Origin of the sequence: Pandoraea faecigallinarum, assembly GCF_001029105.3 — a bacterium.
GTDB lineage: Bacteria > Pseudomonadota > Gammaproteobacteria > Burkholderiales > Burkholderiaceae > Pandoraea > Pandoraea faecigallinarum.
Window position 1 is genome coordinate 45,608 of sequence record NZ_CP011808.2, and the last position, 12,428, is coordinate 58,035.

The 12,428-nt window shown below is 63.0% G+C and carries 6 protein-coding genes; 1 reads left to right on the forward strand and 5 read right to left on the reverse strand.

Going from position 1 to position 12,428, the window contains the following annotated elements:
* Positions 1–796: 796 nt before the first annotated feature.
* A complete protein-coding gene (locus AB870_RS23255; RefSeq protein ID WP_047909301.1) occupies positions 797–1,765 on the reverse strand; it encodes a ParB/RepB/Spo0J family partition protein in 969 nt (322 codons plus the stop codon).
* On the reverse strand, positions 1,762–2,973 hold the full coding sequence (locus tag AB870_RS23260; protein ID WP_047909302.1) for an AAA family ATPase: 1,212 nt from the start codon (positions 2,971–2,973) through the stop codon (positions 1,762–1,764). The genes AB870_RS23255 and AB870_RS23260 overlap by 4 nt, the downstream gene beginning before the upstream one ends.
* Before the next feature lie 973 nt (positions 2,974–3,946).
* Here AB870_RS23260 and AB870_RS23265 point away from each other — a divergent pair.
* Positions 3,947–5,362: a replication initiation protein gene (locus AB870_RS23265; RefSeq protein ID WP_047909303.1), complete on the forward strand. Its 1,416-nt coding sequence runs from the start codon at positions 3,947–3,949 to the stop codon at positions 5,360–5,362.
* A gap of 111 nt (positions 5,363–5,473) precedes the next feature.
* On the opposite strand, the gene AB870_RS23270 is transcribed toward AB870_RS23265, so the two are convergent.
* From AB870_RS23270 to AB870_RS23285, 3 genes are all read right to left on the reverse strand, one after another.
* Complete coding sequence (locus AB870_RS23270) at positions 5,474–6,727, reverse strand: aspartyl protease family protein (RefSeq protein WP_084664281.1); 1,254 nt, start codon at positions 6,725–6,727, stop codon at positions 5,474–5,476.
* A 451-nt stretch (positions 6,728–7,178) separates the two neighbouring features.
* A complete protein-coding gene (locus tag AB870_RS23275) occupies positions 7,179–8,225 on the reverse strand; it encodes a hypothetical protein (RefSeq protein ID WP_047909304.1) in 1,047 nt (348 codons plus the stop codon).
* A gap of 1,336 nt (positions 8,226–9,561) precedes the next feature.
* The gene (locus AB870_RS23285) at positions 9,562–11,613 is read right to left on the reverse strand and encodes a phage integrase family protein (RefSeq protein WP_047909306.1); all 2,052 of its coding nucleotides are present in this window, start codon (positions 11,611–11,613) and stop codon (positions 9,562–9,564) included.
* Positions 11,614–12,428: the final 815 nt, after the last annotated feature.

Sequence of the window (12,428 nt, forward strand, 5' to 3'; positions counted from 1 at the left end):
ACGACGCCTCACCGCGCGGAACCCGCCGTTCGCGACCGCGGTCCGCTGCGGTGGACTCGGATCGGGTCCCGCCCGCCCCTCACATGGCCGTCGCGCTACTCATCGATGACCATCGACCGCGCCGTTTTGCGTCATTCGACGGCCTGGAATCATCATGGCCCGCGTCACGGGACATCGCGCGCCCTGAGGCGCCTCGAGCCGGGGGGCCGTCCATACTATGGACTTGGCCATTCTCGGCCGGCCTTCCCCGAACCACCCTCGGAGAGCCGGAAATAACGCAGCCGTGGGCGACGCCATGACGCAGACCAAAAGCACTCGGTCCGAGTTGTCAACGCGCCCGCAGCGCATGGCACCGCAGCTACGCGATGCCATGCGCGGTAAACCAGGGGAGGCGAAAGATGCATGCCTGGCCGGCACGCACCGGCCGCGGTGGAGGGGGCGATGGCGTCTCGTGCGGTGCGCGCTTTCGCGGGGCGCCAACGAGCGAGAGAGTGGTCCAGCTGGCGATCAAGCGATCGCTGCGGGCAACGACGGCGGAGCGCGCACGTTGGGCTGTGCCCGCCGATCCTCTCGTCGACGCCTGCCCGCACTCTGTCGCAGACGCGCGAGTCTCCGCGCTCACACGGCAATGGCGCGCGGGATCGGGGCAGGGGCGTGGTGTCGGGGGCCGCGACGGTGAGCGGCAAGCGCGAGGCCTGAGCGAAACACCAAGAAAAATGGCCCGCTTCTGCGGGCCATGCATTTCCTGTCCGAGGTGTGGCCCCGCGCAGCGGGCGTTAAGCGCGCACGGCGTGGCTCATTTCGGCTGCGAGGCGAACATGCCGCTAATCAGTGCGCGAATTTGCTCCTCTTGCGCTTCGGTCAAGTAGCCGTCCTTGATCTTGATGGTAAAGCTATTCACGTCCTTGGTGATTGAGCCGGCGTGCTCCTTGCCGGCAAAGAATTTATCGATCGTGCGCCCCGTTGACGCGCCCGGCGCGCTTGCGCGACGCGTGGCAAGCGCTTTGATCGCGTTGGCGACTTTGCCCTGTTCAAGCTGCCCGCGCACCAACAACGGCCACACCGACTTTGCCGCCTCGATGCCGGCGTCACCGAGCTTGCGCAGGGCCGAGACGATGGCATCGGCAGCGTTGCCGCCGAGCAGTCGCGGGTTCACATTCAAATCCGCGAGCATGAACTCCGGCAACTTCTCGAACGACAAAAACTGATACAACCCGGTGCGCGAGAGCCCCAACGCTTCTTGAAGACGTTTGCGATTGGGAAACTCCTTTTCCGAGCGACGAAGCGACATGCCGATCTCGAAATCGGAGAGATCGTCGCGGGCGACGTTTTCCACCAGCGCGAAGATGACCATATCCTCGTCCGAGCACTCGGTGACGATGGCACGGATCTTCGGCAGTTGCAGCACCTGATGGGCTCGCCAACGGCGCTCGCCCGCGATGATCTGATCGCCCTTGGCCGTGCGTCGCACCAAGATCGGCTGCATCAACCCGATTTCTCGGATCGACTCGGCCAGCTCCGTCATCTTCTCCGGCGAAAATACCTTCCGAGGCTGCCACGGGTTCGGCGACAGTTCAGCGACGACCGCTTCCATCTCGACGCCCTTGGACTCGAGCTCCTGAATCCGCAGTTGCGCTGACGCGAGCGCCGCAGCCATCCCGGGCGCGGTGCGCGGCGCGACTTTGTGCGGCACATCTTTCGCTTCGATCTCAGCGGTGGAGCGCAGGTTGGCGGTTTTCTCAGCCATGCGAGCACGAATATTCATTGTCCAGTCCTCCACTTCTCGACATACATATCGTCTAACCACCGGCAGTATTCCATCAATGGCTGCCGTACCCGCTGCACCGTTTTTGCGACACCATCGGACTTGCTGATGTCAAACACGGTCGACAGCGCCAACGCTCCATTACTCATCACCGAACTGGCCGGAATCTCGATCGTGTTCAGCCACTCCCCATACGCGCGTTGCACCCAGGAGCGCACAATCGGCGCCGACGAGGTAGCCCCGTAGTCCACCTTAGAGAGCAACAGCGAAATGAAGTCATAGCTCTTGTTCGCCTCGAACTCCATGAAGTTGCGAGCGATGTCGGAGAACAGGCTCCAGAACGACACCGAACTGATGAAGTCGAGGCTCTCCGGGACGAGGGGCATCACCATCGAGTCGGCGGCCATGAGCGCATTGAGTGTCAGATAGGACAGCGACGGGGCGGTATCGAGGATGATGTAATCATACTGTTGCCGAAGCGGCGCCAAGCCGTTACGCAGGATCGCCCAAAACTTAAATGCCGGATTGAGCTTAAGCATTGCTGGCATGTGAAACTCAGCGCCGAACAGCGACGGGTGGGCCGGAATCACATCGAGACCGTCCCAATACGTCGGTTGAATGACGCCCGCGAGCCCGCCCTCGATGTTCTGATCGTAGATGTAGGGCAATACGGTCGCGTCCTCGTCGACCTCTTTTTCGGCATATAGGCCGCACAACTCCGAGAGCGACGCCTGCGGGTCAAGATCGATCGCCAGCACTTTGCGCCCGCGCAAGCTCAGCCCTTGCGCGAGACACATGCTCGTGGTCGTCTTGGTGGAGCCTCCCTTGAAATTGGCGACGAGAATGACCTTGCCGTCGGCCGGGCGTGAGCCCGTGACGAGCGGCGAGGGATAGATCTCCGCCACCTGCTGCACGTAGGCCCGCGTTTCCGCCAACGTGAAAACCCGGCTGCGCCCACTGCCCGATGCCGCGCCCGGCGGCAACGTGCTGCCTTCGCGCGTCGCGAGATAATGAATTTTGCTTCGATCCAAGCCGCAAAACTCCGCCACTTCGGACGTGGTGTAGACCGGCGCGGCCTTTCGTGGACGTGGGGCCAAGATTTGTTCGCGAAGCTCGTCAGTCAGCGTCGCGACCTTTTCCGAGAACTCCGCAATCTCGGCCAAACTCACGCGCCGATCAATCACTGGCAATTCGCTTTTTTTCTTCATTTCTACACTTTTCGCCAAAAATTTAATAAACCGTAGAATACTGCAAACGCTTTAAAAAGTCGTTGTTTGTACGCACGCCGCGCTCTCATAAATGGCGCCTGCGAGCCATGCCGCCGGCTTGCCCGGTCCAGGCGCCCGAGTCACGCGCTCAGTTCGCGGCATTTGCCGCACATCGCCCCGTCGTGGAACCCCAGCGGCCCCGCGGGCCGGGCCGGCGCCCCACGACCCTCAGGGTGAGAAAAATTGTGGTTTCCCAAGGCAACACACGCCCGCGCCGCACATTTTTTCCAACCGCAGCCCCGGCTCTGCAACAAAACCTCTCACCTTGCCTGAACCCAAAGGCCTCACCACAGGCAAAAGCCCTTGGCGATAGCCCGCCGGTCCACAATTCTCCTCACCTAGTCGCGCAGCGTCGCCCTCCTTATTTCATAATGCGGTAAATACAGCGTGGCGCACAAAAAGGCTCACCTATTTGCGGAATTATGCTCACCCCAAACACCCCCTTATCCACAGCAAATCCGTTGATCCATACGCCCAGCGCGCGCGCTGAGCCGTCTTCTCACAAATTACCTCACCATGAAGGAAAATCTGACGAGCCGCCACATTTGCTCTCACCTTGAACCGCAAAATAGCTCACCGTCATCGTGAAAAATGTCTCACCCTGCACAGGGAATTTGGCTCACCTCTGGCACAAAAAGGCTCACCTCAAGCGCTTTAAGTGCTTGAATTCACTCAATATGCGCTGTCCCTAGTTAGTCAGTTCGTAGGTTCTGTCTATAAAAACAACTTACTTACCCCACCCCACGTCGACGGTACCCCCGCCAGCGCGATGCCTTCGCGCGACCGCTCGCCCGCGTGCAAACCTAGGTGAGGATTTTTGTGGGTCATCGTGGACAACCAAGGTGAGGGAATTTGTATTTGTGTTCTCACCGACACGTGGTAGATTCCTCGGCATTGCGAAGGGGAGAGGACGATGACAGACGAAATCCAGGCGAAAGCGACGTCGCGTCAAATGTCATTGGCGCTGTTCGAGGATATGCTCGCCGAAGGCCTGCCCATCAGCGACGCCAAACAGGAAATTGGCTACCAACGCAACAACGTTTTCATCGACGTCTCGGACGTGGGCATCACGGCGCGCCGGCTGATCGATGCGGCGCACTTCATCGTCGCGCAAGAGACCACCACGCCGAAATACTACGATGTCGAGCTCAGCTTCTTTCGCTGGCTGATGCGCTACGACAGCTACAACTACAAGCACTTGCGCAAGGTGATTTCGGAGGCGCAAAAGGCGCTGGTGCAGGTGAGCGATACGCCTCCTGATCGCGCGCCGACCGAAGACGATCAATGGGTGTCCGTGCAGCTGCTTGGCATCGTGGCGATTCGCCGCGGACGGATTTCGTTCGAAGTGCCGGAGCCGCTGCTGCGTCACATCAAAGATCCGGACAAATCGCATTGGCTGAGCCTGCGTATCACGTCGGCCTTCACGCTCAGTTATGCGCGCGCGATTTACGATCACGTGTTGCCCTTCGTTGTTGAGGGCACGACCGGATGGATTGCGTTGGATGAGGTGCGCGCGTGGCCGGGAAAATCGGGCTCTGGGGGAGGGGCGTTCAAGTACTTCAAGCGAGATTCGCTTGAGCCTGCCGTTCGTCAGATCAACGAACTTTCGGACATCGATATTTCCTACGAAACCCGTACCGAGAGTCCGAAATCCAAAAAGATCGATCGAATTCGTTTCCGTCTGGCACGCAAGACGCAAGCGCATGCGATTCGCGCCAATTTGCAAGATGCAAAGGACATCTATCTCACGCTGAAGAACGAGTTCGGACTGACCGAGCGTCAGTTCGGCATCATTTCGCAGAACCGCGCGAGCTGGACCGACGATCGGATTTATTCGGCCATCGAATATACGCGCACGCGCCTGCTGCAAGGCAAGATCACGCAGAGTCCGTCAGGGTATCTGATGAAAGCGTTGCGCGAAGGGTGGAACATTTCCCCGGCCGAGAAGACGATGACGAAGGTGCTGGAAGAGAAAAGCGCGATCGTCAGCGACGAGGTCAAGAAAGTCGCCAAAGCGCAACAGGCGGTGCAGCACAGCAACGCGGTACGGGAAACCGAAGCGAAAAACAGGCTTGCCGAGGAAGTGGCGACGGGGCGCCAAGTGTTCGATCTGGCCGATGAAAAAGCGCGCAAGGAGCTGCTGCGGGCGTACTTCGCCTCGGCGGCAGGCAAGCTGACGGTCAAACGACTGAAGCTCGAACCCGCGAGCTTGAGCGAGAGCGACGTTCTGGCGCACCCCGACCTCGCGTGGGCGTTCTGCCAATTCGTCTATCTGCGCAATAAACCCAAGACCAACGCCGCCGGGGCTCGCCGCACACGCGCTGCCTGAGGGGCACGCTCGCTTCGCGGGCCCACGCGGCGCGCGGCGCGGCAGTGTCAGCGGCTGGCTGAGCGCTACCTACTACGAGAGAAACGCCCCGGCGAGGCGACCGATTTGAGCTCACAGGTGCACCGTGCGGCGCGCGCCGCCGCGTTCGATGGTAAGGGTCAGCGCGCCCACCGGCGTGGTGTTCAATTGGTCACGTGCATCGGCAATCGCCGCGGCTTCCAGCCGCTGGCCGTTGATGTCGATGAGCACGTCACCAGGTTGGAGGCCATAACGATCGAGGTCCTTGGGGCCGTTGCTGAAGAACTCGACATGGTCGTCAACGAAGCGAATCGCGATGCTGCGCAGCGGCTGTCGCTCCTCCTGGGTCACATGGCTCGCCTCGTAGCAAAACTCCATGGTGCTCGGCACGAACATGTAACGATCGAGCCGTGCGAGGAAATTCAACCCGAGCATGTTTTCGCTGCCTTCGCTCACGCGAAAGCGGCCCAGGGCTTGACCGTCGAACGACAACCCATTGACAAGATGGTCGCGCGACTGGGAAACGCCGTTGACGGTCGCCGTGGGCGCGGCGGCGCCCACAGGCGTCGTCGCCTTCTGGCTCATGAAATGCGCCAATGTGGGCTGCTCAGCCACGATCGAATAGCGCGCCCCGGTATCAAAGCGAAACGTTGCCCAAGCCTCACCAAAGTTGAGGACGATACCGGGCGACAGCCCGAAGCTGTCTTCGTAGGGCACGCAATGGCCGAAGCGCTCGGCGCCTGGGCGGTGGCGCCAGACCGTCAACACGCCGCTGCGATTATCGGCCACCCAGTTCAATTGACGAAAAGCGTCCATGCCAAGCATGCCGTCAATTTTTCTCCCGGCGGCCTGTGACACCAACGAAAGATCGAGGCCGATCCATGGCAGGACGCCAGGGATCTCGTAGCTGCCCAGTCCAATGGGGAGCGACTGCCACAGGCGGACCTGCGCGCGGGTAAGCTTGCCGTTCGGCGTTGACAAGCCATTCTCCAGCATCTTATGGAAAATGACGGGAATCTGCGCGTCGTTCGCCACGCGCGTGATCGACGCCGCGAGCTGGTTGTCGATCACCGAAAAGCTTGCGCCCGTGTCGATGAGAAAGTGATAGACGGCGCCGCCGATGGTGACGGGGACAATGAATCCGGTGTTTGCCTTGAACGAGGCGTTCATCACCGGCGTGGCGTCGCTGCGTGCCGGCTCGGTCCGCTCGCCACAGCCCGCTGTGAACAGTGCTACCGCGCCCATGAGCACGAGCGTGGCGAACCGCGAGCCGCGACGGCGGCCTGTCAGGGTGATGCTGTGGGTGGGGCGATGGCGTTGTTCAGGATTGACGGAAGCGTTGGTCATAACGGTGAAATGTCCGGAAATGCCCGCTAAGTGGGGCCTAAAAAATTGATTCGTCGCTCGACGGCGTGACCCGGATGCGGAAGTCACTGGGCGCCGTTTATTGGGGCCGCTCATTGGAGCAGCTCATCGGGGGGCGCCCGGCAAACTGCCCAGTGTACGCCCGACCGCGCCCGAGGCGCGGAGTCAATGCGGCCGAAATTCGGCATGACGTTTGTGCGTGTGACGGCCATTGTCTTGGCGACCCGCTATCGAGCCGGTGATTGCCCGCCGTATTCGTCATTCGGCGGCGCCGTACCATGTGGCCGTGTGGTGGCCACCGTCGGCGTCATCGGCTCGGTTGGCGCGACGTGGTTCGCCGGGCGGGCAGGGTCTCGGACACGGGGGAACAACGCGCTGCGCCTGGCCTCGCTGCCCGGCGCTGCCCGCCGCGCAAGGCCGTTGTCTGACGGCCTTACGCAAATCGGGCGCCCCGTGGAAGTGCCGGTGGCCACGAAGGCACCGTATCGCGGCTCGATGACTCTACCAGCTCGCGCTTGAGCCGGGCCCACGGCTGTGCCAAGGGCTCAGGCTCATTCTGGGACTCCTTCGTCGCTTCCCACTCGAGGGCGGCGCGCACCAGCCCGACGCCCTCCACCGGGTCGCCGCGGAACGAGAGGCGGCCGTCTGCGAGCGCGCGCATCAGGGTGCACTGACTGCTCGGGGTGATGTAGAGGCTCTCCAGCGTCGCGTTGATCTGCTGGTCGGTGGGCCGGGGCTGCGCGAGTAGGTTGTCCAAAGTTCTGTCCGCCGCTTGGGTCAGATCCTTGCGAATGGCGGCCATCGTCGTGGTGCCTATCACCGCACATTTCACGCGGCGGTTCGCGCACGCTATCTCGTTCTCAATCGATTCCAGCCACGTCTTCATCTCGCCATGATTCGACACGCGCTCGATCGCCGCGGCTTGGGCTAACATGCTCCCAGTGATGCCCCCGAGTAATGCCGCGACGCCGACGGTCGTCGTCCATGGCGGAATCACGCCATGCGCGACCGCGACGAGCACGGCAATGCACGCGGCCACCGAGAGCGCGAGACCGAGCCAAATGGCCGCCTTATCAAGGATGTCGAGCACCCGGCTCGGCTCGAATTTATGCTGGTTCTCCTGTATGTCCTCAACTAGTGAGTCGAACGCCGTTACCGCGCCAATCAGCGTCTCAAAGGTCGGCTCGCCCGCCGACGCATTTTTCAGCGCGGTTAGCTTGTCTTGACACACTTTCAAATTGTCGAGCTCGAGACCGCTGTCCGGCGTCTCTTTCAATTCCTGCGTCAGCGCATCCAGCGCATCCTGAAGCTTGCCGATCTCCCCGAAAATCTCCTTTTTGAGGCTTTCCGGCACCACCAGCGGGTCTGCGGGCCCTTTCACCGAATCGTGCGCATCCACGGTCGGTGAGCGGCTATCCGCTAACGGTGCGTAGCCGAATGCAGGCGGTAAGCCCACAGTTAATGCGTCCAGGTTCCCCATAGCGGTATAACTCCTGAAGGTCGGGTGCACGACAACGGTTTGCGCCGCGGGCGCGAGATGCGCCCGACCCGAGCGCGCCACACCTATCGGTGCGCGGCACGGCTTTGGCCACCGCCGCGGCGGATCGCGGACGGGCTCTGGCGCCGGCCTGGCGCAAACAGCGGCGTGCCGGCGGGGCGTTGGGACGCTGCCGGCGGGGGGGATCGTGCTGTCGATTATGGGCATCGGCGCGCCGGCTCGCCTAAGGTGAACACCTGAAGTTGACGTGCCCGGCGGTATATAGCGTCACGCCGGGGTTCGAGCCCGCCGCTCTGGCGCCGCGCGAGGAATTCCGGACCGTTGCGAGCGTGTTCGGCCAACCGTAACCTCGCAGCGACAGCGTTTTTCCGTCGAACCGAGGGGCGCGGTGCGCGAGCCCGCGGCGACCGGCATGCCGGTGGGGCATCGGCGTTGCCCGCCCGGCTGCGAGCCCACGGGCTGCCCGGGTAAGACGCCGTGCGTTGGGACGTCGTGGGAGCGCGCACGGGAGCTCACGCAGTCGCAGACCGTGTTGAGAGACAACCACAATGTCAGCCAACGTTTCGAGAACTCGCGACCCGACGGTACGGCGGAATCGAGGTCCCAAAGCGGACGATGCGAAGGCGCGCCGCGAGGCCCGGTCAACGCGGTATGGTCAACGTGGTACGGGAACGGCGCGAGGCTGTGTCGCCACCCGCCCGAGCACTACACTATCGCTCCCAAGGTTGACGTAGGCCCTCGGGGGGCGCGACGAAGGCGGGTAAGCGCTCCGTGCTGAAACCAGGAATCGCTCGCCGAAAATGGCGGCCGAGCTCGAGCGCCGTGCCAAGTGTGAAAGGCTCTGGGTGATCCGCAGCGTGACCCCGGCGGCGTCGCGCCGATCCGCAAGATCTTGCGGTCTGCCCTCGTCGGGTTACCGCCGCCGTGCGCTCCGTCGAGGTCCGTCTTGGCGCGGCGTGCGTGTGCAATGCGACGAACTTGTGCAAAGCGAAATCAAGCGCGTCTGACAGGCTGACCTGAAGGCGTATGGCGCGCCGAAGGGCTGCAAACCGATGAATCGGCATTTGCACGGCGTCCATGATCGACGTGTTGGCTCGCAGTCTCGTTGGCTGGCGCGTCGGTTCGCCGTTGACACGTCGCCTGTCGCGTGGCGCTGCACGGCTCGTGAGTGCCCGCGGGCCTCGGCGGCGCACGGCGGGAGCCGTCAAGCCGACGATCTTCCTCACGTTGGCCCGGAGTGGGGTGGGGCTGCCCCAAGCCAGTCACCGCTCAAGGGCTCGCGTGCTCACGCGCGCTCCGATGTTGATATCGGATATGGCTACAGGAGGTCCTCCGCCTGAAACGCCTGGTCCTGGCTGCGTGCCCGCCGGGCCGCTTCGGAATGCAAATACTGGGACGTGGTCGAGATATTCGCATGTCCCATCAGGTCCCGAACGGCATGCAGATCCGCGCCCCGCTCCAGGGTGTGGGAGCCGAACGTATGGCGCAGCCAATGGGGGGTTGCCTCACGCAGTCGGGCTGCGTCGGCCGCCGAGACAGGTTCGATGAAAGCGGCCGCCCCCGCAAAGCACTCACGAAACAGCTCGGCGATTCGATTGCGCCCCAGGCCGGCCGCAGGTGTGTACGCGCCGGACACGCGGTCATACGAGCCGGGCGCCACACGCGCCGCGTACGGCTCGCCGTCAGCGACCGCGAGCCGCCCGATGATCGGCTCGTCCTTGTGAAGCGCCGAAAGCACGCGACCCAGTCCGCGCGCCTCAAAATAGTCCTCCAACAGCGGCACGGCGGCGGTGGGAAGCTCGACTTCCCGCAGTTTGTTGCCCTTGCCGCGGACCACCAGCACCCATCGCTCGCCCAGATCGGCGAGAGACCGGCGCGCGAGCTGGCCGGCTTTGGCCGCTGAGATCTCGGCGAGCCGGGTCCCCGTGACATAGGCGAAGCGAACCAGAAAACGTTTGCGGATGGCCGCGGGATCGTCAGGGTTCAGGGTCTTGAGGTAGTCGCGCAATATCTGCCACTGTCGCTGGCTCAGGCTTCGGCCGACATCAATCTGGCCCGCCTGACGCGACGCGTTGGGCTTCTTCACGGCGTCAAACGGGTTTGACGCAAGATAACGGGTGGCCGTGAGCCATCGACACATGGAGGACAGCACGGTCATCGCGTGACGCACGGTCGTGGGCGAGGCCTTGCCGGCCAACGGCCGCCAAGCCGGATGGTAACGCGGCAGGTTTTTGCGAGTGGCCACCCACGTCGCATGGGGTTGCGGATCGGCTAAAAATTCGCGAAACGCGGTGATGTCTTCGATGCTCAGATCGGAGAATGCCTTTTTTCTCTCGAACACGGCCCACAGCAAGAGGCGCTCAGCGTGGCCGCGGTAGGAAATCCAGGTATTGCCGCCGGGATGGGCCAGTGTATTGAGCCAGGCCTGGATGGCGCCGAGATCGTCGGCGGCCGTCACTTGGCGAGCCGCCTCGCCGACATAGCGATTCCTGCCGCGCGCGCCGTTGAGCTCAGGAGGCAGGAGCAGATACTCCAGGGCGACGATCGCGGCCACGCGTGGGCGCGTCGCCCGTAACCGCTGGTGCTCCGCGCTTCGCGCGGGGATCAGCGCCTGGGCGCTGATGGCGCGCCCGAGCGCGTCCTTGTGCTCATCAAGCCAGCCACGGATGCGCGTCGCGGTGACTTCCCCCAGGCGGTCAATGGGGGCGTACCAGCGTGGCCCGCGCGATTCGATGAAATCGGCCAGTTCGGCCAGCGTGAAAATGCCGGCGCTCTCCAGCCGTGCCGCCACGGCCGGGTGAAACCACCCCGCGACATGGTGGTGCGGTTCAGGCCTGATCGCAAGGAGTTGCTGCAGGCGAAACAGCGCCTTGACTTGCTTTTGCCGCAGTCGCTCGTTGCGCGCTTGCGCCCGGTCGACGCTGCCGCCGGGAAATTCTGCTTCGAAAAGCGCGATCAGCTCGCGTTGGCTGAAGCACTGGTGAGGATCCCTTTCTTCGGCAAATTCCTCGAGCGTCGGCACGGCGCTGACGGTAGCAGGCCCGGCAGGGGCGGGGAGAGACGCCAGGCGTTGCGGCGCAATGGCGAGCAGTCGGGCGGCCGTGTAATCGCGCTCGCGGCGCGCCCCAGCGAGCATCCGGTCGCGGATCCAGCGCAGCGTGGACTTGGCCATGCGCAGGTCCAGGCCGGTCTCCAGGTACCGATCCGCCAGTTTGTCGAGCGAAATCCCTTCGAGATAGCCGCGAAACATCGCAAAGTGCTCGAGACCGAGGTATTCCCGGGTCGGCATGGCCCGGCGCGGCGTGCTTCGCACCGGCCTGGGCAGTGTCGATGCCGGCGCGTTGGCGCGGCGGGTTTCGAGGTTCGACATAGGCGAAGGTTTCGGATTCGAGGAGCAACGCACGTTTAGCGTCGGGTGACGCCACGTAAGTCGTTGAAAAGATGTCCCAAAAGTCGCCTCCCCCGGGGAAAAGCGTGAGCCGTAATTTTTTATGCCAAAGATACCACGCAAAACTCGCCATTGCCATAACTACAGTTATAGACAGAGCTGAATTTAATCCACTGGGGCCGCAGCGCGCGCTTTGCGGGTCGGCTCGCGAGAAGCGCTCGGCGTGAGGCCCGCCGGGCACACGCACCCCGAGCCGCTTTTGCGCAGGTCGTCGGGCGGGTAGGGGAGATCGGTAGACAGTCGCCCCAGCAGGGCACCTCCGATGGCTTGCCTCGGACCGGCAGGCCGTGCCGTTCGCCCATTGATGAAAAATTATCCTCAACAGACGATTTGCAGGACCCGAAACGACTGGCCGGTGCTCGTCAGTGACCGCGATGACGAATAGGCCACGATCGACCATTGGACGGCTGTGTGGGCCCGCGGCCCGCGGTGCCCGGCCGACGTCACTATCGGGTCGGCTATGCGAAATTTGGGCGAGCGCTTCGCGCCGCGCGCAGCCCAACCGTGTCGCGAGCCGAATCACGTGCGTCAACGCCGCAGCGCATCGAAATGGCGAGCACATGTACGCCAACCCGTTATTGCTCCGGGCGGGCTTAGCGACACGCACCCTCGATCCGTTGTCGCTGTTCTCGACCATCCCTTCAGGCGTTCACCTGATGTCGACCTTGCTTTGCACGCTGATAATGATGGCAAACCGTCAAACACCGCGTGACCGTAAAAACGCCGGGACGCCTCCA